We start from the raw sequence: 20,804 nt of genomic DNA on the forward strand, positions 1-20,804 counted from the left end.
TTGAAAGGTCGTCGGTTTCCTTGATGCGAGGCCGCAAGGCCGAATCAATCAGGATCGCGCGCTTCATGCGCGCTCTTCAGCATGGTTTCATGACGGGCCGATGAAGGCGCAGGCCGATGCGTAGGTTCAAAGTGTTAGAGCGCACTTTGTGCGTCCAATTGGACGCACGTCGCTCTAATCAGGCCGGAACCTTGATGACGGCGCGCAAGCCGCCGAGCGGGCTCTTGTCCAGCATGATGTCGCCGCCATGGCTGCGGGCGATGTCGCGTGCGATGGAAAGGCCAAGGCCGGTGCCGCTGGCGTCGAGGTTGCGGGCCTCGTCAAGCCGCACGAAAGGCTTGAACACGCCCTCGCGCTTTTCGGGCGGAATGCCCGGACCGTCGTCGTCGATGGTGACGAGCAGCGTGCCGCGGCCATGGTTGGCGTTGATCTCAACCGCCTTGGCGTAACGGAAGGAATTGCCGACGATATTGGACAGCAGCCGGGCGAAGGCGTGGGGCCGCACATGCACATGTGGATCGCCGGTGAGCGCAGTCGACAGCTTGCGCTTGCGCAGCGTGGCCTCCTCGCCGAGCTTTTCGAAATAGGCTTCAAGATTGAAACGGCCGGCGTCTTCCGCCGCTTCGCCGCGGGCAAAGGCGAGATAACCTTCCAGCATAGACTGCATGTCGTCGATGTCCTGGCCGAGCGCCTCGGTGTCGGCCTTGGTCCCGGTCAGCGCAAGCTGCAGCTTGAAGCGGGTGAGGATGGTTCCCAAATCGTGACTGACGCCCGTCAGCATGGCGGTGCGCTGCTCGAGCTGGCGTTCGATGCGTTCGCGCATCTGGATGAAGGCAAAGCCGGCGCGGCGAACCTCGTCGGCGCCGCGCGGACGGAAATCGCGCGGCATCGGCCGGCCCTTGCCGAAACTTTCGGCGGCCTCGGCCAGCGTCAGGATCGGCCGGATCTGGTTGCGCAGGAATGGGATGGCGATCATCAGCAGCACCAGCGAGGTGCCGACCATCCAGATCAGGAAAATATGCGTGTTCGAGGCATAGGCCTGGCTGCGGCGCACGAAGGCGCGCAGCACCTTGCCCTCGAGCTGGATGCGAACCTCGATGATATTGGAATTGCCGACCGTATCGATCCAGAACGGACGGTTGATCTGATGGGTGATCTCGGACGAGAGGATCTCGTCGAGGATCGAGAAGAACGGCTTTGGTCCGGGCGGCGGCAGCGGCTCGGGCGGCAGCAGGTCGATCTTCAGCTGCATGCGATCCTGCGCGATGCGGATGACGTTGGCGTAGTCGGCGTCGTTCGGATAGGTTTCCACCAGGTCGACGATCGCGGCGATGTCGCGGACCGTGGCCTGCGACAGGCGCTGCGTCACGGTCTGCCAGTGGCGTTCCATGAAGACAAAGGCGAGGACCGATTGCAGCAGGATCATCGGTGCGATGACGATGATCAGCGAGCGGGCATAGAGCCGCTTCGGCATGTACAGCGAAACGAGGCGCCAGAACCGTTTCCAGGCACGCGGCACGGCCTTCAGCGTCCGCGTGGCGCGAGCGCTGAAGCCGCGATCTCCCGGCCGTTCCAGTTGCGTGGTCGCCATTCGCCCTTCTTGCTCATCTGCAGCCACTCAACAAGGGGCCGCGGGCGGCAGTCTATTCCACGCTGAGCCGATACCCAATACCGCGCACGGTCTGCAGCCAGACCGGATTGGACGGATCGCGTTCGATCTTGCGGCGCAGCCTGTTGATCTGGACGTCGATGGTGCGCTCGCCGACGTCGGACTCGTCGCCGACAAGTTCATGGCGCGGTATCGTCTCGCCGGCCCGCGCCGCGAAGATTGCCAGGATCTCCTGCTCGCGGTCGGTCAGCTTCAGAGCCTCGCCGCCGCGCTTGAGCTCCCGCCTGGCAATCTGGAACGTGTAAGGGCCGAAGACCAGCTGCTCGACCTTGGGCGTCGTTGCCGGACCGCCGCGGCGCAGGATGTTGTTGATGCGCAGGATCAATTCGCGGGGATCGAAAGGCTTCGGCAGATAGTCGTCGGCGCCGGCCTCGAGCCCGGTGATCCGGCTGTCGGTTTCGGAAAGCGCGGTGAGCATCAGGATTGGCACGTTCTTGCTTACCCGCAGCGCCTTGGCTAGGTCTACGCCAGTTTCGCCCGGCATCATGATATCGAGCACGAGCAGATCGAAATCGAGGCCAGCGAGCTTGCGCCGCGCTTCGCCGGAATTTCCGGCAACGGTGACGCGAAAGCCGTTTTCGGTCAGATATTGTTTGAGAAGATTGCGGATACGGGTATCGTCATCGATCACCAGCAGATGCGGCGCATCGTCGTCCGGTGCTGCCGGTCGATCAACCCTTTCAATGGTCTCCATGGCTTTTCCCTGACATTTTTGTGGGCACTGTGTCGATCTGCGCCCTTAGTTCCGGATTGACCATCGCTTCCAGGAAACGTTCGATCAAGGCGCGTTCGGTTGCTCCGGAATCTTCCAATGCAGCATGGATGCGGCGCGACTGTGGCCGTGCCAGCGCCAAGGCCAGGGCGCGGCCCTTGGCCGTCGGATAGAGTTCGCGCTGGCGGCGGTCGCGCGGACCCTGCAACTGGACGACATGGTCGGTGTCGATCAGTTGCTTGAGCACGCGCGCCAGGCTCTGCTTGGTGATCTTCAGCACGTCGAGGAGTTCGGCTACCGTCAGGCCCGGCCTGCGATTGACGAAATGCAGAACCCGGTGATGGGCGCGGCCGAAGCCATAATCGGACAGGATCTGGTCCGGATCTGAGGTGAAATCGCGATAGGCGAAGAAGAACAACTCGATGATGGCAAAGTCGATGCCATCCTCGTCGGAGATCGCCGTCCTGATCGGTTTTCCGGCTGGGTGGCTGCGATCCGTCATCTTTTCTCCGTGCGAAAGCGAAATTATGTCAGCACTATTGACGTAATTTTCCGCCGATGGTAATTTTTGGCAAGCTTTTCGACGGATTGCGAACGAAAAGGCAAGGGAAGGCCGTTTTTCCGGAACTTCCTGTGTTTGCCAGACCTTTAATATCCGCCTACGCTTCGAGATACGCTACGCTTTGAGAAACGGGCCGCCCGGTGCGGCTGACACGAAACACGCAACGACACAATTATATGCGGGCGGTCGCCCGCGGGAGGTTACCATGGCATCCGTTCCCTTTGACCAAATGGATGGCTTTATCTGGATGAACGGCGAGTTCGTCGAATGGGCCAACGCCAAGATCCACGTGCTGACCCATGGTCTGCACTACGCCAGCTCGGTGTTCGAGGGCGAGCGCGCCTATGGCGGCGAAATTTTCAAACTGACCGACCACAGCGAGCGCCTGCATGAATCGGCTCGCCTGCTCGGCTTCAAGATTCCCTATTCGGTCGCCGAGATCGACGACGCCTGCCGCGCGCTGCTGAAAAAGCAGGGGTTCCAGGATGCCTATGTCCGGCCGATCGCCTGGCGCGGCAGTGAACAGATGGGCGTTTCGGCGCAAAACAGCCGGATCAACTGCGCCATCGCCATCTGGCAGTGGCCGAGCTATTTCGATCCGGCACAGAAGCTGAAGGGCATCCGTCTCGACCTGGCCGAATGGCGCCGCCCCGATCCGCGCACCGCGCCGTCGAAATCGAAGGCTGCCGGCCTCTACATGATCTGCACCATGTCCAAGCATGCCGCCGAGGCCAAGGGCTATGCCGATGCCATGATGCTCGACTGGCGCGGCCAGGTTGCGGAAGCGACGGGCGCCAACATCTTCTTCGTCAAGGACGGCAAGATCCACACACCCACGCCCGATTGCTTCCTCGACGGCATCACCCGCCGTACGGTCATCGGTCTTGCCAAGGATCGCGGCTTCGAGGTGATCGAGCGCGCCATCATGCCGGAAGAGCTCGAAGGCTTCCAGCAGTGCTTCCTCACCGGGACGGCGGCCGAGGTGACGCCGGTTTCCGAGATCGGCCCATACCGATTCGAGGTGGGTGAAATCGCCAAGACACTGATGAACGACTATTCTGTGGCCGTTCAACCCAACCACGCGATCGCCGCAGAATAACGAAAGTCACAGCTTTTTTAACAAGTAGGGGCGGTTTTCGGGCCGCCCCTTTTATTTAAGCACTTCTGCATTTGACTTTCGCCCAATTCCGCGTCTCATCTTGATGTCGGCCCGGGAGGCTGGCAGCTAAGGAGGGACTGGTACTATGGACATGAACACGCTTCTTCCGATCATTATTCAGGTGATAACGGGTGTCATCGGTGGTCAGGCAGTGGGCGCGGCGCTCAAGACAGCGGCAATGGGGCAGCTCACCAAAATCCTGGGCGGCGCTGTTGGCGGTGTTGGTGGCGCGGCCATCCTCGGCAGCCTGCTCGGCGGTGGCGCGGTCGATCCGGGTGCGGCCGCAGCGGCAACGAGCGGGTTGGGCAGCGCGCTGAATCTGCAAAACATCATCGGCGGTGCCGGTGGTGGCGCCATTCTGACGGCCATCATCGGCGCGGTCATGAATGCGATGAAGAAGTAAGCTTGGCGGTTTTGGGTTTTTCGCATGGGCGGCTTCGGCCGCCCATTTCGTTTTGCCGTTGCCGCGACCGGTTTTGTCTGAGGTCCCTCGCTCCGATTGGCGACGGTGGACGCTGTTGGCATGAGCCTCTACATCAGGGGCATATCAGGGGCGGCACAGCGAAAGGACGATCATGGGTCAGCTCAATGCCGGTATCGTGCCGGTCACGGCCTTCCAGCAAAACTGCACCATCCTCTTCGACATGGACGACAGACAAGGCGTCGTCGTCGATCCGGGCGGCGACGTCGACAAGGTGCTGGCAGCGCTGAAGGACAATGCGATCGACGCCGGTGCGATCTGGATCACGCATGGTCATATCGACCATGCCGGCGGCGCGATGGAGCTGAAGGAGGCGCTCGGTATCGAAATCATCGGCCCGCATGAGGCCGACCGCCCGTTGCTGGCTAATCTCGAGAACCAGGCGAAACTCTACGGCGTCACCGATCCCGTGCGCAATTGCGTGCCCGACCGCTTTCTCAGCGAAGGCGAGACCGTCTCGTTCGGCCAGCACACGTTCGAGGTCTTTCATTGCCCCGGCCACGCGCCCGGCCATGTCGTCTACTATAATCGTGCCGCGAAGTTCGCCCATGTCGGCGACGTGTTGTTCCGCGGCTCGGTCGGGCGCACCGACCTGCCAGGCGGCGACCATGCCGCGCTGATCGCCTCGATCAAGGACAAGCTTCTGCCGCTCGGCGACGATGTCGGCTTCATCTGCGGCCATGGTCCCGGCGGTCGCTTCGGCGAGGAGCGCCGGACCAATCCATTTCTCATCTGAAGCCGGCCCGGCTGCAGCGCAGAATTGATCGCGAAGCAAAAAATGCTGGCCTTTCGGACAGCGCTTTTGGTTGGGGGCAGGGGAGCCTTAAAATTAGTTGGCGGTGCAGAAATGCTGTTCGCCGTCATAGCCGGTGAACGTGCCGGTGCGGGCATTGAACGTGCGATAGCGGTCCGAACAGTATTCATACCAGCCACGGGTCCAAGGCTCGGCGTAGCCGTCATTGTAGACGACCCGCGGTTCCGCGTAGTAGCGGCGCACCGGGGCCGGCCGCGGGTAGCGATTGTAATCGTCATAGCCCGGATCGTAGTAGCTGGGCTGCGGATTGTTGAGCGCACCAACGATCAAGGCGCCGGCCGCTAGGCCAAGGACGCCTGCCGCAATCGCGTCGCCATTGCCACGATGGTGGTGCCGGTGGTGGCGCCACTCACCAGCGCTGGCCGCCGGCAAGGTCGCAAGCGTGGTTGCGACAATCGCGGCTGACAGGATAGCGGTCTTGAAAATTCGATTCATGTCGGTCTCCTTCGTTCCGGCCCGCGCAATTTGGGGATACGGTCCGGCTTTACCGAAGACTAATAGACGACCGTGGCTGAACGGGGGCTGAACGAAATTGGTGGGTTGAGACCAGTCGACATTCATCGATCAGGCATGGCGCGACCAACAAATACCGCACGCTCACCAAGGAGCGGACCTGCCCCGCGGGGCCAGTCCGACGCTGTCTCGAGTTCGGCTCAGCCGATCGACAGGTTGACGGCTTTCGGACCCTTGCCGCGCTTGTCCGGCTCGGTGTCGAATGTTACCTTCTGCCCATCCTCAAGACCGGGAAGACCCGACGCCTGCACGGCCGAAATATGAACGAAGACATCCTTCGCGCCATCATCCGGCGTGATGAAGCCGAAGCCTTTGGCATGATTGAAGAATTTGACGGTGCCGGTCTGCGGCATGGGAAGCTCCTTTGATCCCATCAAGTCCAGTCTCGGGCCGGCAAATGCCCGAGTGGAAATTTGTCCTTTATTTTAGCGTCATCGGCAAGAGAAAGTTTTGCGAGCATTGGCTTGCCCTTCCAGGCGCGAAAAAGGCGCGACGAAAACCGCCGCGCCTTCGAAAACTCGGATCCGGCGCTGAACGCCGGTTCAAGGCGTTTGGAGCGCCCTCGGGTGCGTTCTTGAGCACGTCCGAAGTGGACGTGCGCGAGCCGACGGCTCAGTCCGCGCGGAGATTGACCGCCTTCGGTCCCTTGCCCATGCGGTCGGGCTCGACGTCGAAGGTGACCTTCTGGCCATCTACGAGCGTGCGTAGGCCCGAAGCCTCGATCGCGGAGATGTGGACGAACACGTCCTTGGCGCCGTCATCTGGCGTGATGAAGCCGAAGCCTTTGGTAGCGTTGAAGAATTTAACGGTGCCGGTCTGGGCCATTGGGGAAACTCCTTCACCCGTGTCAGTCTTGTGGTTTGCCCGCCGCCTGACGCCGTGGGCAAGTCCCGGTGGTTGCTTCGGCAGTCATGCATTGGCGCATGATCAAAACCCCTCGCCGAAAAACGGGGCCGTCAGAGATTCACAATGTATCGGGGAAAGGTCGTCCAAAACGTTCCGCTCTCCGGGTCGCAAATGCCCGAACGCAAAATTTATCGCACGGAAACGTGGTGGTTGCAAGGTAGCGCCAGCGGGTCGCCCAGTAGGTGCACTCCGACGCACTGTATCGATAGACCCGGGTCCTTGCCCGGTCATCGGCCAGAGCCCGGCCACGCATGGTCCAACGGGGCTGGGGTGGCTTGCAAACAGGGGTTGCATTTGACGGTGGAATGGCGAGGATCGGCTTGGAGGGGAGCGCGGTTCTGTCCCGAAACCGCTGCGCACCCTTGGGCCAGGCCTTTTGGGCGACATGCATTGGGGCGGGGGCTCGAGGAGGTATAGTCATGAAATTTCTTGCGGCAATCTTCTCGCGGCAGGGTTTTGCCATCCTGTTGCTGTCGGTAATTCTTGCAGCCTGTACTGCGGTGGTGGTGGAGGAAGGACCGGGGTACCGCCCGCCAAGGCCCGGGCCGCAATTCTGCACCAGGCAGTATGATCCGGTCTGCGCCCGGCGTGGGGGCGACCGCCAGACCTTCGCCAATGCCTGCCTTGCCGAGCGGGCCGGGTACCGCATCATCCGCGGCGGCCAGTGCCGCGACGACGGCGGTTATGGCGAGGAGCAGACGTTCTGCACGCGCGAGTATGCCCCGGTCTGTGCAAGCCGCCGGGGCCGGCTGCGCACCTTCCCCAACGCATGCGAGGCCCGCGCCGCCGACTATCGCATCGTCGACAACGGTCCTTGCTGAGGGGTTGGTTTCCTCCCCGTTTCCGGACGGGGTCTCCGGACGGGGAGGGGCCGCGTGCAGGCCGATGATGGTAAGCAGGCAAGCCTTAAGGATGTTGCAGATAGCTAGGCGATTCTAGCTTTGTAAGGGTTAGACAACGCATGCACAGAACACGGCTTGGGGCGTGCTAGGCGTCCGCCGGATACGCCCCATCGGCCGGCCCGGCATAAAGCTCGCTGCCGTCTTCGTCGGAAATGCGCAGGCGGTCCGGGACCTGCGGCATCGCCAGCGAGCGGAACAGCTCGGTGGCGCCATGCAGGGCGGCGCGCAGGTTCGGTGCCTCGAGCGACACCCTGTCGAGCATCGCTTCGTCGGCGTCGCGCGAACGATAGAACTCGACGACGAAGTTCAAGCACGCCTCCATGTTGCGGCGCCGCAGTTCTGCGGGCGCACCAAGGCCGCTCCGGTGCACGCGCGTGGTGAGACTCGAGCGGCGTCTCGGAACGCTAGCCCTTGGATTTCGGCTTCAAACCGGCTTCCGCCTGCTTGACGGCCGAGCCGAAGGGCGAGGCCGGCTTTGCCACCGCCTTGTCCTTCTTGGGCTTGCGTGTCTCGCGGTTGCTGCGCTGTTGACCCTTGGCCATTTTCTTGGTCCTCGTGACTGGTGAACGTGATGGTAGCGGTCGATGTGGACCTAGGCGCTCGGACTGTCGGCCACTTCGAGATTGTCTTCCGTGGTGACCCGTTCATGGGTCTCCTCGTCGCTGCGGATGCGGTATTGCGGCGAGCCGTCCTTGACCGGCAGCTTGCTCTTGATCTGGAACAGCTCCGCGGTCTTCTGAACAAGGCCGGTGCGGCTCTTCATGCGAACCGTCTGGCCGACCGCGAAAAGATGCGCGGGCGTGTCGGTGCGCGGGCGCGCGCTCTGCTGGAAGCGGATCATGCGGCATTCTCCTGGTCGCGCCTCAGCGCGGTTTCGAGTTCGGCGAGGTCGATGGCGACCAATTGGCTGGTCTGGCTTTTCACCGTCCTTGCCGGCAGATGGATGAAAGTGGCGACACGGCGCCAGGCAAGCCATGACATGCCATCGATAAGCTCCTCATCGTGGTCGATGTCGTAGTCGCCGGCCGGCAACTTTCCCTCCAGCCCGCCGAGCATGAAGGGTGCCTCGAAATGCGCGATCGAATGGGTAGTTCGGCCAGACATTCTCGTGCCTCGAAGTCTCGTTCCCGGCATGAATCCGATAAGGTGGCGCCTGCTTTGCTGCACCGGGACTTAAGTCTCGCGCGTCCCTGTATCGGCAATTTGGGTATCGGCGATCTGGAATGAGTTTGGCGGGTCGAGAACCTCTGACGCCGCGAGATGCCAAGCTTGGCCCAAAAAACGATCTCAAATCACTAATCCGAAATTGTGGTTTATTCAAGAAGATTCCTGCCTGATGCCGATCTTGTCGTGAAATTACTTCTCTAGGAATATTTGTAGAATTATGATACGATCCGACCACTCACAAGAATTGTTTGAGATTCTGCCGGAAAATTCCACCCGGCCTCGATTTTTATTTGTATCTGAAAGGAGAATCATGGTTTTCGTGAAAACATCGGGCGGTTCGACCGTAACAATCAAGCCGATCATCAAGCACGCCGTCGCGCCTGCGAAAGTCATGTCGGCGCGGCTGACGATACGAAGTGACGAGGCGGCAAGGCGAAGGATCGCCGACACCGACGGCACGGTGCGGCGGGCCAGACAGGTTGCGGAGGCCAACCGCCTGATCTGACATGGCCGGCTTGCAGTGACCTACAGCGCCGCGTCCTTTTGGACGCGCAGAGCACGCTGTAGCACTTTGATTTTTGCGTATGGTCCTTTCCGAACCTCCGGTTCGGGTCACGCGCTGAGGAGTTCGATCATGACGCTCAACTTTCCCAACCGCAGCCGCTCCTATGACGCCGCGGCTAGGCGCATTCGTTTCGTCGGTCATGACGGCATGTTCGAAGTGCCTTTCTTCGTGGCGATCGCAGCGCTTTCATCGGCAAGTCCGACCACCAGCGAAGCCGAAGCCGTGTATCTCAGCGCGTTCGACGCGGAGCGTTCGTCGATCCAGGATGTTGCGCGGGAAGCCTATTCGCACGGTCGCAAGAACATGTATGTGCTGACCCATGCCGATTTCCGGTAAGCTGGCCTGCGAACCCTTGAACCTGACGCGCCAATGGCCTAGATCGCGGCAGGCGGACAAAACACGGCAGGTTTCCCATCAATAGAGATCCGAGAAGAGCAGCAGGCGCAGGCGCCAGATCGGGTTCCGGAGGGCAGCCGCCCACGGCCCTCGACCGATATGTGCAGCAGGCGCTGCAACTGCATCAGGCCGGGCGCCGGCAAGAGGCCGAGATGCTCTACCGGCAGGTGCTGGCGCAAAAGGCCAATCACGCGGCGGCGGCGCATTTCCTCGGGCTTCTGCTGCACCAGACCGGGCGCAGCGCCGAAGGGCTCGATCTCCTCGAACAGTCGGTGCGCCTGCAACCCAAAAATCCGGATTTCCTCAACAATTTCGGAACGGTGATGCGCGATCTCGGTCGCGTCGCGGCGGCAATCGATTTCTTCCGCGGCGCGGTAGATATCCGGCCGGACCAGCTCGCGGCCCGCGACAATCTCGGCTCCTCGCTGAAGCAACTGGGACAGTTCGAGGGCGCGGAGGAGATCTATCGCGGCACCATAGGTCGCAATCCGTTCCATGTCCGCGCCCGCATCGGGCTTGCCGAAACGCTGCAGGAGGCGGGGCGGCTGGACGAGGCGCTCGCCGTCTTCCGCGAAGCATTGGCGATCCGGCCGAAGGACGCCGATTTGCTGCACGGGCTCGGCGTCGGGCTGATGGAAAAGGGCAAGCTCGATGAAGCTGTGGAGCATTTCCGGCAGGCGCTGGCGATCAACCCCGGCATGGCGCGAGCCTGGCTGATGCTGACGCAGGTCAAGCGCCAGAAGGAGCGCGACGCCGAGCTTGCCGGAATGGAGACGCAGCATGCCAAGGCGCCGCAGGACAGCCTGGCGCGGATGCAGCTTGCCTTCGGCCTTGGCAAGGCCAATGACGATTTGAAGGATTATGGCCGTGCCTTCGACTATTTCGCCGAAGGCAATGCCATTCGCCGCACGGGCATCGACTATGATGCGGGCAGGACGCGGGCCGAATTCGATGCGATGAAGTCGGTGTTCGATGCCAGCTTCTTCGAAAAACACAAGCCGAGCTCAATCGCCGACGACACGCCGATCTTCGTCGTCGGCATGCCGCGTTCGGGCACGACGCTGGTCGAACAGATCATCGCCAGCCATCCCCAGGTCTATGGCGCGGGCGAGCTCAGTATTTTGAAGACTGTGGTCGGCAAGCAGTTCCCGTCGACCATGCCAGGCGGCTTCCCGTGGGGAGTATCTGATGTATCCGATGCGGATTTTGCCGAGGCCGGGCAGGCCTATCTCGACATGCTGCATGCCCGCTATCCGCATGTCCGCCATGTCACCGACAAAATGCCAGGCAACTTTTTGCTTATCGGTTTCATCCACCTGATGCTGCCCAAGGCCAAGATCATCCATTGCGCGCGCGATGCGGCGGCGACGTGCCTGTCGATCTACAAGGTGCATTTTCGCGGCGACAGCCACCGTTATGGCTACGATCTCGGCGAGCTCGCCGATTTCCATAATCTCTACACGGACATCATGGCGCATTGGCATACCGTTTTGCCCGGCGTCGTGCACGATGTGCGCTACGAGGATTTCGTCGCCAACCAGGAAGGGCAGACGCGGGCATTGATCGCCCATCTCGGCCTGCCCTGGGACGATAGGGCGCTGTCGTTCCACGAGACTGACCGTCCCGTGCGCACGGCCTCGGCCGCGCAGGTGCGCCAGCCGATGTACCAGGGCTCGGTCGATCTGTGGAAGCGCTATGGCGATCGGTTGAAGCCGCTGCTCGACCGGCTCGGGTAGGCCGATATTGAGGTGAGGCCGGCCTGACCTCAATCTCGACCTACCCTAAGTGGTGCTACAGCTCCATGAAGGGCTGGAAGCCGCCGAAGATCATGCGCTTGCCGTCGAACGGCATCGTCGACCAGTCGCTCTTCAGGCGCGGGTCGGCCATCACCTTGGCCATCACCGCGTCGCGGCTCTGCCGTGATTCGTAGACGACCCAGGAGAAGATGACGACCTCGTCGTCCTTGGCCTGCACGGCGCGCGGGAACGAGGTGACCTCGCCATAGGGCACGTCGTCGCCGATGCATTCGACATAGGCGAGGGCGCCATGCTCCTTCCAGACGGTGCCGCCCAGTTGCGCCATCTCCTTGTAGGCATCGAGGTTTGCCTTGGGCACGGCGAGTACGAAGCCATCGACATAGGACATTGTGGGTCTCCTCTTCAGGGATTTTTCGAATGGATGCCCCACCGGCGTCGGCCGGCGAGGGCGCCTCGTCATTCGCGGATTGCTCAGCCCTTCTTCACCGGCGCGTTCATTGCCCACTCCACGCCGAACGGATCGCGCATATTGCCCCACTGGTCGCCCCAGAACATCACCTGCAGCGGCATGACGACTTCGCAACCGGCATCGACAGCCCGTTGCCACCAGGCGTCGATATCGTCGCTGCCGAGGTGAAGCTGCATGGTGTAGCCCTGCGGCCTCACGGCGGACATGCCGTGCTCGGGATAGAAGTCGGAAAGCATCAGCGTCGAACCGTTGATATGCAGGTGGATGTGCATGGTGCGGCCCTGCTCATCCGGCGGGTAGAAGAAGACCTGCTCGGCGCCGAAGGCCTTTTGATAGAATTCGGAAGCCTTGAAGGCGCTATCCAGCTGAAGATAGGGCGTCAAACCGCCGAGGACTTTCGCGGCAGGTTGAGTCTGGGGCTGGTCGTTCATCTCTTGCTCCTCTTTGCGTTTGGCTTGGCCTTGCCAACCACAGGACGAATGAAGCGGCGGCAATCCTACATGGCCGCCGATTTTTTTTCGAACGCCAAGATCAAACGCTCAGGCCACGGGCCGGAGGTCGTCTTCATATTACCTTGGTCAACGCGGTTGCCATGGCAAGGCGACGTTCGTTTTGCGCGTCGAGGATTTCGGGCCAGCCGATGTCCTTGCGCAATTCGATCGGCAGTGAAAGTAGCGCACGCTCGCTGCGGTAACGGGCGCGGCTCGCCGAGTAACGGGTCGCGATGCGGCCTATGGATGACAGAATGGACATGATTCACTCTCCCTGGTTGAAGCCGGCATCATCGTGTCGGCGTCCCAAGGACGTGGCGTGCAGTCATGATCCGACAGGCCGCTGAAATTTCTTGTCGTCAGATCGGAATCGGCCCGTGCAAGGGCGGACGTGGTTCAGTTGACCGCCGCGGCTAGCGCAGTGTCGTAATATTCCACCACCTCGACGGCCAGGCCGTCGCGTATTGTCCAGAAATCGGCGACGGGCATCACGAACTCGTCGCCGGTCGCGCGACGTGTCATGTGGTATTCGACCTGGGCGGCAACCTTGTCGCCGCCATCGATGATCTCGACCGGAATGACGCGCCGGTATTCGAAGTCCTCATTCAGGTCCACCAGGCGCGCAAGGAATTCGTGCTTGCCGCGAGCGCTGCCGGCGCGACGCGACTGCCGCGGATCGGCGATCCAACGAAACACGACATCATCGGCGCAAAGCGCCAGTGCGCCCTCGATGTCGCGATCTGCATAGGCTTGGTAGAAGTTGTTAACGAGGTCTACCGCACGCATATCCTATCCCTCCCTAAGCTCTGCCGCGGCAGGATGCGCCTTTTTAGGTCGATGGAAAAGCTTTCTTCCGTGGTGAACACGGCGTCGGGAACGACGGTACTTCAAAATGCCGGGCCCGGCAGATGCGGGGCTTTCCTCAGCCAGTCCCCTCGGCCACCGAGCGGAAGAAGTCTTCCGGGCTATCGATCTCGGTCAGCCGCCGCTTTTCGATCAGCCAGAAGCGGTTGCCGATCGCCCTGATGAAGGAGCGGTCGTGCGAGGCGAGCACGCAGCTTGCCTCATGGGCGAGCAGTTCCGTTTCCAGCGCCTCCTGGCCGTCGATGTCGAGATGGTTGGTCGGCTCGTCAAGCAGGTAGAAATTGGGATTGGCGAGCCTGAGCGCCAGCATCATCAGCCGCGCCTTCTGTCCGCCCGACAGCACGCCGATCCTGCGCTCCTGCATGTCGATGCTGACGCCCGCACCCGCCAGCAGCGAGCGGGCGCGCTGCTGGCCGACATCGAAGCTGCGCGTGAGCATCGCCAGCGGCGTGTCGTCGCCGCTGATGCCCGACAGCGCCTGGTCGCTGTAGCCGAGCACCGTCGACGGCGTCACCTCCACGTTCGGTATCGTTTCAGATTCGGCGATGGCATTCCTGATCAGGGTGACGAAGCGCGATTTGCCGACGCCGTTGCGGCCGAGCAGGACGATGCGGTCGCCCTGACAGATATGGCGCTTGCCGGTCCTGAACAGCAGCGTGCCGTCGGGTGTCTCGACCGCCGCATCATCGAGCGTGATCAGCACCTTGGCATGGGTGCCGCGATTGGCGAGCTTTATCGCGCCCGCCGTTTTCTCGCGATGCGCAGGTGCTGCCGCATCTTCCAGGCGTTCGGCGCGCTGGTTGAGCTGCTTGGTCTTGACCGTCAGCAGGTCACTGCCCGAGTTGATGCCGATGTTGTTGAGCTTGGCCGCCTGCCGACGCAATTGCTGCGCCACCTTCATGTCGCGATGGAATTTTCGATCGGCCGAGGCATCGACTTCGTCGAGCGCCTGTCTTGCCCGGGAATAGGGCAGGGCAAATGCCGGCGACTGCTCGGGGCGCAGGAACAGCGTGCGGTTGGTGGTGGCGTCCAGGAAAGCGCGATCGTGGCTGGCGATCACCACCGGCACCTCGCGCGGCAGTGTGTTCAGCCAGGTCTCAAGCTGGCTGATTTTGGCGAGATCGAGATGGTTGGTCGGCTCATCGAGCAGTAGCACGTCGGGGTCGGTGACCCAGACACGAGCGATCAGCGCCAGCCTTTGCCAGCCGCCGCTCAGGGCACACATCGGCCGCTCGCGCATCGGTTCGGGCACGTCGAGAGAATCCAGTACGACCTTGACACGCCACAGCTCGCTTTCGGCCTGCTCGGCCGGCAAGGCAGCGGCCACCACCTGATGAAAGGTACGGTCGAGGAGGGCCGGCGGAACGGATTGCTCGACATGGCCGACGCGCAGGCCGCGCGTGCGGGTTATGTCGCCGGATGTCGGTTCCATCTCGCCGGTCAGGCATTTGAGCAAGGTCGACTTGCCGCGGCCGTTGGCGGCGACGATGCCGAGCCGGTCGCCGGCGCCGATGGTGAGGTCGAGGTTGGAAAAAAGCGGCGCACTCATGGTGACACCGAGGGATTTGAGGCTGATCAGGGCCATTTTGATTTCTCTGGTCTTGCCGGAGGCCGGCTCAATGCACTTTGACGGTGCGTGGGCTAGCCATCAGGCTCAGCGTTGCGGCACCACGAAGGGCAGACCAAAAAATCGAAGCGGGAGAAACCCGGACCGTCCCTGGTCAGCCCTGCAAGCAAGCTCGCAGGGCAAGGACAGGGCCGCGCTGACGGTGGTGGTCGATATGCACGCAGCCCTCCTTTCTGGACGTTCGAGTTGGGGAATTAGGCTACACCAGGGGAGGGGCCGATGGCAAGGGGTTGGCGGGATGCGGACGTCAGCCTCGCCGGATCCCTTCGGCCCAATGCACCAGATCGTCTTCGCTGCTGCGCAGTCGTTTCATGACCCGTTGCATGGGCCAGCAGGTAACTCCGTTTCCGACCTTGAGGGCAGCGTTGATTTCCCCCTCGGGATCGTTGTCATTCGTCAGCCAATGCTCACCGAGTTCCTTGCGGAGCACCTCACCGCAATAGCTGCCCAACGCAAACAAGCGCGATCCGAGATCTTGCGACATCAACCCACCGGAGATGGGTTCTCCATCCTTCGTTTGCTCGTGAGAGAAGCGTTCCACCTCCGCTATGCTTTTGGGCGTAAAATCCGCGCCATAGCCCGAACTCCGCAGTGCGTTGGATATCCATCGCGCGGCGACCGGAATGTCATCCTGCAAGCGCCGCGGCGCGTTCGTTGTTTGAGACGCCGCGCGAGACGGCAGGAAAGCTGCGGCAACCGTGGCAAAAAGCCCAAAGAAACGGCGTGTTATCATCTGTAGCCACCCAAGCGATGGCAAGAAGATACATGCGGCGCTCAAGCAGCGCCACGGCAGAATTACCGTCCTGGCCGACCAGTCTTGCCCGGCCGGCGCTTTTCGCGGCGGGCGTCGCCCGGATCCTCGTAAGAACCGATACCGGCGCGCTGGCGGACATTGGGCTTGGCGGAATCGTCGCGATCCTTCGCGCCCCCCTCTGCCCTGCCGGGCATCTCCCCCACACGGGGGGAGATCGGCCGCGGCTTCGCCGGCACTTTTCCCTCGATCGGCTTCTCGGTCCGCCGCACAGTCATCTCGTCGAGCGAATTCTTCTTGAACAGCGGCTTGGTCGGTTCACCCGGTATACCGAAATCCGAGCCGTGCGCCTCCTGCGCCGACTGCTTCTTGAACAGCGAACGGGACACCGCGCCTGATGGCGTCGGCATGTCGGTGCCAGGCCCCATATCGTCCAGCGACGGCTTGGCGAACAACGGCTTCTTCACCGGCACGGCGCCGTCGGCGCCCATCTCGTCCAGCGCCGGCTTGCGGAACAGGTTGGGCCGGGCAGCCTTGGCCGCCTCTTCGGCGGCACGTGCCTCGTCGAGCTTGCGGAAACGCTCCTTTTCCTCTGATGTACGATGTTTGGCCACGCCCTTGTTGTGCTTGCCTTTCTCGCGGCCGGAGACGGGGCTTTCCATGTCGGCATATTTGGCCAGCGGATCGTCGGAGATGGACAGTTCCATCTCGCGCAGCCGCTTGATCTCGTCGCGGATGCGGGCCGCCTTCTCGAAATCGAGATTGGCGGCGGCGTCGCGCATTTGCTTGTCCATCGCGTCGAGATGGGCTTTCAGATTGTTGCCCATCATCGCGCCGGCGCTGTCGGTGAACTGCGAGATGTCGGCGCGGACGTGGTCCTTCTCGTAGACCGAATCGAGAATGTCGGAGATGCGCGACTTGACCGATTCCGGGGTGATGCCGTTGGCCGCGTTCCATTCCATCTGCTTTTCGCGGCGGCGATTGGTCTCGGCCATCGCCCGTTCCATCGAGCCGGTGACCTGGTCGGCATAGAGGATGACCTTGCCGTCGACATTGCGCGCGGCGCGGCCGATGGTCTGGATCAGCGAGGTTTCCGAGCGCAGGAAGCCCTCCTTGTCGGCATCGAGAATGGCGACGAAACCACATTCGGGAATGTCGAGACCCTCGCGCAAAAGGTTGATGCCGACCAGCACGTCGAAGGCGCCGAGGCGCAAATCGCGCAAGATCTCGATGCGTTCCAGCGTATCGATGTCGGAGTGCATGTAGCGGACGCGGATGCCTTGCTCGTGCAGATACTCCGTCAGGTCCTCGGCCATGCGCTTGGTCAGCACGGTGACCAGCGTGCGGTAGCCGGCCTTGGTGGTTTCGCGGATCTCGCCGACGACATCGTCAACCTGTGTCTTGGCCGGGCGCACCTCGACCGGCGGATCGATCAGGCCGGTCGGCCGGATGACCTGCTCGGCGAAGACGCCGCCCGACTGCTCCATCTCCCAGCCGCCGGGCGTCGCCGAAACCGCGATGGACAGCGGGCGCATGGCGTCCCATTCCTCGAAGCGCAGGGGCCGGTTGTCCATGCAGGAGGGCAAGCGGAAACCGTACTCGGCCAGCGTCGCCTTGCGACGGAAGTCGCCGCGATACATGCCGCCGATCTGCGGCACGGTGACGTGGCTTTCGTCGACGAAGACCAGCGCGTTGTCTGGGATGTATTCGAACAGGGTCGGCGGCGGATCGCCCGGCTGGCGGCCGGTGAGATAGCGCGAATAGTTCTCGATGCCGGCGCAGGAGCCGGTTGCCTCCAGCATCTCGAGATCGAAGCGGGTGCGCTGCTCCAGCCGCTGCGCTTCCAGCAACCGGCCGGCCCGTTCGAGCTCCTGCAGACGATGCTTGAGCTCTTCCTTGATCGACTTGATGGCCTGGTTCAAGGTCGGGCGCGGCGTCACATAGTGCGAATTGGCGTAGATCTTGACGCTCTTCAGCTCGCCGGTCTTCTGGCCGGTCAGCGGGTCGAACTCGGTGATCGCCTCGATCTCGTCGCCGAACAGCGAGATGCGCCAGGCGCGATCCTCAAGGTGGGCCGGAAAGATCTCGATGGTGTCGCCGCGCACGCGGAACGAGCCGCGCACGAAGTTGACGTCCTGCCGCTTGTACTGCTGGGCGACGAGGTCGGCGAGCAGCGCGCGCTGGTCGAGCTGGTCGCCGATCTGCATCTGGAAGGTCATCGCCGTGTAGGTCTCGACCGAGCCGATACCGTAGATGCAGGACACCGAGGCGACGATGATGACGTCGTCGCGCTCCAGCAGCGAGCGCGTCGCCGAGTGGCGCATGCGGTCGATCTGCTCGTTGATCGAGGATTCCTTCTCGATGAACGTATCCGTCCGGGGCACATAGGCTTCCGGCTGGTAGTAGTCGTAGTAGGAGACGAAATACTCGACCGCGTTTTCCGGAAAGAACTTCTTGAACTCGGAATAGAGCTGCGCGGCCAGCGTCTTGTTGGGGGCGAGGATCAAGGCGGGGCGCTGCGTCTCCTCGATCACCTTGGCCATGGTGAAGGTCTTTCCCGAGCCGGTGACGCCGAGCAGCACCTGGGTGCGGTCGTTGTCGTTGACGCCCTCGACAAGGTCCTTGATCGCCGTCGGCTGGTCGCCGGCCGGCTCGAAATCCGACACCATCTTGATGGCGATGCCGCCTTCGGATTTCTCCGGCCGGGCCGGGCGGTGCGGCGTCCACAGCACGCCGTCCTTGTGCAGCGGGTTGCCGGATTCGATCAGTGCCGACAGCGCGGCAACCGTCGCGGTGACGCCGCCGGAGGCCATGGTCTCGGCCTCTTCCAGCGAAATATCGAGGCCGGCGACCGGATTGAGGCCGGCTGCGGTGCGCTCCCGTGCGGATGCCGCGCCGCCCATCGAGGTCCCGCGTGCCGTGCGGCCGGGGGATGAAGAGCGTTCGGGGATCTTTTTCGCCGCCTTCGGCGATTTGCCGCCGTCCTTGCCGCCATTCTTGTCGGAAACGACTTGGCGCCCGTCCTTCTCGGCTTCCTGTTCGATCTGCTCGGCCCAATCGGCGATCGAGCCGGTCAGCGGCGCGCCGGTGAATTCGGCCTGCGGCGCCTCGGCAAAGCCGCCCTTATGCAGCGGCTCGGACGCGTCGAGGAAATCGGTCAGCGGGCTGCGCCGCTTGGGCGGCGAAGCGCGATCATCACGCGCCGGCGGCGGCGTGTTTTTATCAGAGGGTTTGGCCATGCCCCGAATATGGGAGGTATCAGCCAAAATGGAAAGAGCGGAGTGGCGAGGGGCGCGAGACGAAACCAGGCTGCTGACACAAGGGTGTCAGGAGCGATGTCGAAACACGCCCTCAGTTGAACCACAGCGCAAAGGTCAAAAACCCGGCACCGCCGAACTCGCGCTGGATCTGGTCGAACTCCTCGCCGGTGAGGATCTTCCCGCTCTCGAGATAGGGCGCGATGGCCGGGCCGGTGATCGACAACACCAGGTCGAAGGGCTTTGGTTCCTCGAAGAAGCGCTTCATGTTGATGCCTTTGTCGGCTATGCGAAAATGCGGCAGCAAGGTGTGGCCGTCGAGCAGGTCCTCAGCCATATCAAGCGCCGCTAGCCACGCCTGCACCTGCTCCTCGCCGACTTCGAGGCCGGTGAGCGAGCTGGCGCCTTTCTGCTGCGGGCCGGGCAACCATTCACGGTCATTGTCGGTCTCGGCGCGGATCGCCTTCCAGTTCTCGCGGGAAAGCCGGATCATTTCCATGAGATGGCGGCGCGCCGCCTGCCGGCGCTCCGGCTCGACCACCGGCCAGTTGACCAGATGCACCAGCGAGATGAAATCGGCGATGCGCCATTCGGCCGACAACATGCCGCCGTTCATGCCGCCGTCGGGCGGGACGAGCGTGTCCTGCAGCGGCAGCTTGGCGCGCGGGAAAAGCATGTGGAACGAGCCGTCGAAGGCGTTGCTGAAGTCGTGCGCCAGCCAAAAATCCGCCTGCGCCATCAGGAATTCGGCATAGCCCTGCAGCCAGTAGCCGTCGGCGCGGTCGAAGCGGAAGGTGAGGGCGGGTGCGGCCGCGTCTGGCGCACCGCCGCCGCGCGACAGAGAGGCCATGATCGCGGCCGCACTTTCGTCCGGCGCGATCTGGCCGTCCTCGTTGAGATCGATGCCGAGCCGGGTGAGGTCGACCTCCACGCCGATATCGGCATCGGCAGGCACGGAGCCAAGTGTGGCGGCGGACTTTTCCAGCCGGTCGCGGAAGGCGACCAGGATGGCGCGGAAGCCGTCGTAGGTCAGCGGTTGGGGATCGGGATTTTCCGGCACCGGCAGCCGCATCAGCGGCAGCATGAAGGATTGCGGGCTCTCGAAACCATGGCGGTGCAGGCCGCCGGCCAGGATCTCCAGCGCGGTGAAGAACTCACCGGCGCCGGCGGCATAGGCGGCCGCGGGGTCACCGGGCGCGGCGGCTTCCAGCGCGGTAAGCGTGCTGTCGCGGTCCGCTACGGTTTTTGCCTCGAACAGGGCGGCCGGTTCGGGGGCCGCGGCGCCGGCGGAAGCAACCGGCAGCAGCAGAATGAGGGCGAATGCCAGCAGGCTCGAAAATCGCTTCATCTTGGTCCTCCTCCAGTGTTCCACGCCGATCATACATGCATTTTTGCATGGCGCCCGTGGGGTATTTGGGCCCTGCCATGAGCCCGGCACCGAAGCATGAAATGAAAAACCCGCCTCGGCGGCGGGTGATTGGCGCAAATCAGCACTAGGAATAAATTCCTAGCATAGCTGCCGTCACCTGTCAAGTTGAAACTACCCCACAGTTGCAGGGCAATCGCTTCAGGTTGGCGCTGCCCTTCACCCCCGGCCCTCTCCCGGTGAAAAACGGGGAGAGGGGGATCGCCAGCGTTGCGGCCAAGCCGCAACCGCGAAACACGCCAATCCGATTCCGCCGCCATGGCACCGGCCGTTCGGCGAAAGTCTTGGCGCGCGGGCACGTCGGCAACAATTCCTG

Annotated in this window: 25 protein-coding genes; 7 read left to right on the forward strand and 18 right to left on the reverse strand. The window is 62.6% G+C overall.

The annotated features are described in order from the left end of the window. Window positions 1–178: 178 nt before the first annotated feature. The 3 genes from IQ26_RS05735 to IQ26_RS05745 are packed head-to-tail and all read right to left on the reverse strand — an operon-like array spanning window position 179 to window position 2,883. Window positions 179–1,591, reverse strand: a complete 1,413-nt coding sequence (locus IQ26_RS05735) for an ATP-binding protein (protein WP_145714748.1) — start codon at window positions 1,589–1,591, stop codon at window positions 179–181. Between the two features lie 52 nt (window positions 1,592–1,643). Continuing rightward, entirely contained in the window at window positions 1,644–2,363 is a 720-nt protein-coding gene (locus IQ26_RS05740; RefSeq protein WP_145714750.1) for a response regulator, read from the reverse strand. Continuing rightward, complete coding sequence (locus IQ26_RS05745; RefSeq protein ID WP_145714754.1) at window positions 2,350–2,883, reverse strand: MarR family winged helix-turn-helix transcriptional regulator; 534 nt, start codon at window positions 2,881–2,883, stop codon at window positions 2,350–2,352. The genes IQ26_RS05740 and IQ26_RS05745 overlap by 14 nt, the downstream gene beginning before the upstream one ends. Window positions 2,884–3,148: 265 nt before the next feature. Between IQ26_RS05745 and IQ26_RS05750 the strand changes: the two genes are divergently transcribed. The 3 genes from IQ26_RS05750 to IQ26_RS05760 all read left to right on the forward strand — a co-directional run bounded on the left by IQ26_RS05750 (window position 3,149) and on the right by IQ26_RS05760 (window position 5,319). Then, window positions 3,149–4,042, forward strand: a complete 894-nt coding sequence (locus IQ26_RS05750) for a branched-chain amino acid aminotransferase (RefSeq protein WP_145714758.1) — start codon at window positions 3,149–3,151, stop codon at window positions 4,040–4,042. Window positions 4,043–4,187: 145 nt separating this feature from the next. Beyond that, complete coding sequence (locus tag IQ26_RS05755; protein ID WP_145714761.1) at window positions 4,188–4,505, forward strand: hypothetical protein; 318 nt, start codon at window positions 4,188–4,190, stop codon at window positions 4,503–4,505. Between the two features lie 172 nt (window positions 4,506–4,677). Next, complete coding sequence (locus IQ26_RS05760) at window positions 4,678–5,319, forward strand: MBL fold metallo-hydrolase (RefSeq protein WP_145714764.1); 642 nt, start codon at window positions 4,678–4,680, stop codon at window positions 5,317–5,319. Window positions 5,320–5,412: 93 nt separating this feature from the next. On the opposite strand, the gene IQ26_RS05765 is transcribed toward IQ26_RS05760, so the two are convergent. The 3 genes from IQ26_RS05765 to IQ26_RS05775 form a co-directional block, all read right to left on the reverse strand. Beyond that, window positions 5,413–5,832 carry a BA14K family protein gene (locus IQ26_RS05765; protein ID WP_145714766.1) on the reverse strand — a complete coding sequence of 140 codons (420 nt, stop codon included), beginning with the start codon at window positions 5,830–5,832 and terminating at the stop codon, window positions 5,413–5,415. A gap of 218 nt (window positions 5,833–6,050) precedes the next feature. After that, window positions 6,051–6,263 (reverse strand): cold-shock protein, encoded by a 213-nt coding sequence (locus IQ26_RS05770; protein ID WP_006202521.1) that lies wholly within the window; start codon window positions 6,261–6,263, stop codon window positions 6,051–6,053. A 259-nt stretch (window positions 6,264–6,522) separates the two neighbouring features. After that, window positions 6,523–6,735: a cold-shock protein gene (locus tag IQ26_RS05775; protein ID WP_023799871.1), complete on the reverse strand. Its 213-nt coding sequence runs from the start codon at window positions 6,733–6,735 to the stop codon at window positions 6,523–6,525. 500 nt (window positions 6,736–7,235) lie between these two features. On the opposite strand from IQ26_RS05775, the gene IQ26_RS05780 reads away from it, so the two are divergent. After that, window positions 7,236–7,637, forward strand: coding sequence for a Kazal-type serine protease inhibitor family protein (locus IQ26_RS05780; RefSeq protein WP_145714769.1), 402 nt, complete (start codon window positions 7,236–7,238; stop codon window positions 7,635–7,637). Between the two features lie 166 nt (window positions 7,638–7,803). Here the strand turns inward: IQ26_RS05780 and IQ26_RS05785 are convergent, their stop codons facing one another. From IQ26_RS05785 to IQ26_RS05795, 4 genes are all read right to left on the reverse strand, one after another. Beyond that, window positions 7,804–8,028: a hypothetical protein gene (locus IQ26_RS05785; protein WP_145714771.1), complete on the reverse strand. Its 225-nt coding sequence runs from the start codon at window positions 8,026–8,028 to the stop codon at window positions 7,804–7,806. A gap of 94 nt (window positions 8,029–8,122) precedes the next feature. After that, entirely contained in the window at window positions 8,123–8,260 is a 138-nt protein-coding gene (locus tag IQ26_RS39645; RefSeq protein WP_167522664.1) for a hypothetical protein, read from the reverse strand. Between the two features lie 50 nt (window positions 8,261–8,310). After that, on the reverse strand, window positions 8,311–8,559 hold the full coding sequence (locus IQ26_RS05790) for a hypothetical protein (RefSeq protein ID WP_145714773.1): 249 nt from the start codon (window positions 8,557–8,559) through the stop codon (window positions 8,311–8,313). After that, window positions 8,556–8,822, reverse strand: coding sequence for a hypothetical protein (locus tag IQ26_RS05795; RefSeq protein WP_095488859.1), 267 nt, complete (start codon window positions 8,820–8,822; stop codon window positions 8,556–8,558). Before IQ26_RS05795 ends, IQ26_RS05790 begins: the two co-directional genes overlap by 4 nt. A gap of 373 nt (window positions 8,823–9,195) precedes the next feature. Here IQ26_RS05795 and IQ26_RS05800 point away from each other — a divergent pair, with 373 nt between their 5' ends. From IQ26_RS05800 to IQ26_RS05810, 3 genes are all read left to right on the forward strand, one after another. Further along, window positions 9,196–9,390, forward strand: a complete 195-nt coding sequence (locus tag IQ26_RS05800) for a hypothetical protein (RefSeq protein WP_145714775.1) — start codon at window positions 9,196–9,198, stop codon at window positions 9,388–9,390. A gap of 129 nt (window positions 9,391–9,519) precedes the next feature. Then, window positions 9,520–9,786: a DUF1488 family protein gene (locus IQ26_RS05805; protein WP_145714777.1), complete on the forward strand. Its 267-nt coding sequence runs from the start codon at window positions 9,520–9,522 to the stop codon at window positions 9,784–9,786. 161 nt (window positions 9,787–9,947) lie between these two features. After that, window positions 9,948–11,582: a tetratricopeptide repeat-containing sulfotransferase family protein gene (locus IQ26_RS05810; protein WP_145714779.1), complete on the forward strand. Its 1,635-nt coding sequence runs from the start codon at window positions 9,948–9,950 to the stop codon at window positions 11,580–11,582. Between the two features lie 55 nt (window positions 11,583–11,637). Here the strand turns inward: IQ26_RS05810 and IQ26_RS05815 are convergent, their stop codons facing one another. The 8 genes from IQ26_RS05815 to IQ26_RS05850 all read right to left on the reverse strand — a co-directional run bounded on the left by IQ26_RS05815 (window position 11,638) and on the right by IQ26_RS05850 (window position 20,410). Then, window positions 11,638–11,991, reverse strand: a complete 354-nt coding sequence (locus IQ26_RS05815) for a DUF1428 domain-containing protein (RefSeq protein ID WP_145714781.1) — start codon at window positions 11,989–11,991, stop codon at window positions 11,638–11,640. An 83-nt stretch (window positions 11,992–12,074) separates the two neighbouring features. Continuing rightward, on the reverse strand, window positions 12,075–12,503 hold the full coding sequence (locus IQ26_RS05820; protein ID WP_145714783.1) for a VOC family protein: 429 nt from the start codon (window positions 12,501–12,503) through the stop codon (window positions 12,075–12,077). Between the two features lie 133 nt (window positions 12,504–12,636). Further along, window positions 12,637–12,825, reverse strand: coding sequence for a hypothetical protein (locus tag IQ26_RS05825; protein WP_145714785.1), 189 nt, complete (start codon window positions 12,823–12,825; stop codon window positions 12,637–12,639). Window positions 12,826–12,959: 134 nt separating this feature from the next. Then, complete coding sequence (locus tag IQ26_RS05830) at window positions 12,960–13,349, reverse strand: nuclear transport factor 2 family protein (RefSeq protein ID WP_145714787.1); 390 nt, start codon at window positions 13,347–13,349, stop codon at window positions 12,960–12,962. Between the two features lie 136 nt (window positions 13,350–13,485). Then, window positions 13,486–15,012: an ABC-F family ATP-binding cassette domain-containing protein gene (locus IQ26_RS05835; protein ID WP_145714789.1), complete on the reverse strand. Its 1,527-nt coding sequence runs from the start codon at window positions 15,010–15,012 to the stop codon at window positions 13,486–13,488. A 289-nt stretch (window positions 15,013–15,301) separates the two neighbouring features. Next, on the reverse strand, window positions 15,302–15,787 hold the full coding sequence (locus IQ26_RS05840) for a hypothetical protein (protein WP_145714791.1): 486 nt from the start codon (window positions 15,785–15,787) through the stop codon (window positions 15,302–15,304). A gap of 62 nt (window positions 15,788–15,849) precedes the next feature. Continuing rightward, window positions 15,850–19,044, reverse strand: a complete 3,195-nt coding sequence (gene uvrB / locus IQ26_RS05845) for an excinuclease ABC subunit UvrB (protein ID WP_145714793.1) — start codon at window positions 19,042–19,044, stop codon at window positions 15,850–15,852. A gap of 112 nt (window positions 19,045–19,156) precedes the next feature. Beyond that, window positions 19,157–20,410 (reverse strand): hypothetical protein, encoded by a 1,254-nt coding sequence (locus IQ26_RS05850; protein ID WP_145714795.1) that lies wholly within the window; start codon window positions 20,408–20,410, stop codon window positions 19,157–19,159. Between the last annotated feature and the right edge of the window lie 394 nt (window positions 20,411–20,804).

The organism is Mesorhizobium tianshanense, from assembly GCF_007830515.1.
Taxonomy (GTDB): domain Bacteria; phylum Pseudomonadota; class Alphaproteobacteria; order Rhizobiales; family Rhizobiaceae; genus Mesorhizobium; species Mesorhizobium tianshanense.

Bases quoted from the DNA above. Each gene is read 5' to 3' on its own strand.
- IQ26_RS05780 (WP_145714769.1), top strand. From the start codon at position 7,236: ATGAAATTTCTTGCGGCAATCTTCTCGCGGCAGGGTTTTGCCATCCTG.
- IQ26_RS05745 (WP_145714754.1), bottom strand. From the start codon at position 2,883: ATGACGGATCGCAGCCACCCAGCCGGAAAACCGATCAGGACGGCGATC.
- IQ26_RS39645 (WP_167522664.1), bottom strand. From the start codon at position 8,260: ATGGCCAAGGGTCAACAGCGCAGCAACCGCGAGACACGCAAGCCCAAG.
- IQ26_RS05820 (WP_145714783.1), bottom strand. From the start codon at position 12,503: ATGAACGACCAGCCCCAGACTCAACCTGCCGCGAAAGTCCTCGGCGGT.
- IQ26_RS05830 (WP_145714787.1), bottom strand. From the start codon at position 13,349: ATGCGTGCGGTAGACCTCGTTAACAACTTCTACCAAGCCTATGCAGAT.
- IQ26_RS05835 (WP_145714789.1), bottom strand. From the start codon at position 15,012: ATGGCCCTGATCAGCCTCAAATCCCTCGGTGTCACCATGAGTGCGCCG.
- IQ26_RS05850 (WP_145714795.1), bottom strand. From the start codon at position 20,410: ATGAAGCGATTTTCGAGCCTGCTGGCATTCGCCCTCATTCTGCTGCTG.
- IQ26_RS05800 (WP_145714775.1), top strand. From the start codon at position 9,196: ATGGTTTTCGTGAAAACATCGGGCGGTTCGACCGTAACAATCAAGCCG.
- IQ26_RS05760 (WP_145714764.1), top strand. From the start codon at position 4,678: ATGGGTCAGCTCAATGCCGGTATCGTGCCGGTCACGGCCTTCCAGCAA.
- IQ26_RS05805 (WP_145714777.1), top strand. From the start codon at position 9,520: ATGACGCTCAACTTTCCCAACCGCAGCCGCTCCTATGACGCCGCGGCT.
- IQ26_RS05735 (WP_145714748.1), bottom strand. From the start codon at position 1,591: ATGGCGACCACGCAACTGGAACGGCCGGGAGATCGCGGCTTCAGCGCT.
- IQ26_RS05825 (WP_145714785.1), bottom strand. From the start codon at position 12,825: ATGTCCATTCTGTCATCCATAGGCCGCATCGCGACCCGTTACTCGGCG.
- IQ26_RS05755 (WP_145714761.1), top strand. From the start codon at position 4,188: ATGGACATGAACACGCTTCTTCCGATCATTATTCAGGTGATAACGGGT.
- IQ26_RS05770 (WP_006202521.1), bottom strand. From the start codon at position 6,263: ATGCCGCAGACCGGCACCGTCAAATTCTTCAATCATGCCAAAGGCTTC.
- IQ26_RS05795 (WP_095488859.1), bottom strand. From the start codon at position 8,822: ATGTCTGGCCGAACTACCCATTCGATCGCGCATTTCGAGGCACCCTTC.
- IQ26_RS05840 (WP_145714791.1), bottom strand. From the start codon at position 15,787: ATGATAACACGCCGTTTCTTTGGGCTTTTTGCCACGGTTGCCGCAGCT.
- IQ26_RS05750 (WP_145714758.1), top strand. From the start codon at position 3,149: ATGGCATCCGTTCCCTTTGACCAAATGGATGGCTTTATCTGGATGAAC.
- IQ26_RS05775 (WP_023799871.1), bottom strand. From the start codon at position 6,735: ATGGCCCAGACCGGCACCGTTAAATTCTTCAACGCTACCAAAGGCTTC.
- IQ26_RS05790 (WP_145714773.1), bottom strand. From the start codon at position 8,559: ATGATCCGCTTCCAGCAGAGCGCGCGCCCGCGCACCGACACGCCCGCG.
- uvrB (WP_145714793.1), bottom strand. From the start codon at position 19,044: ATGGCCAAACCCTCTGATAAAAACACGCCGCCGCCGGCGCGTGATGAT.
- IQ26_RS05740 (WP_145714750.1), bottom strand. From the start codon at position 2,363: ATGGAGACCATTGAAAGGGTTGATCGACCGGCAGCACCGGACGACGAT.
- IQ26_RS05815 (WP_145714781.1), bottom strand. From the start codon at position 11,991: ATGTCCTATGTCGATGGCTTCGTACTCGCCGTGCCCAAGGCAAACCTC.
- IQ26_RS05765 (WP_145714766.1), bottom strand. From the start codon at position 5,832: ATGAATCGAATTTTCAAGACCGCTATCCTGTCAGCCGCGATTGTCGCA.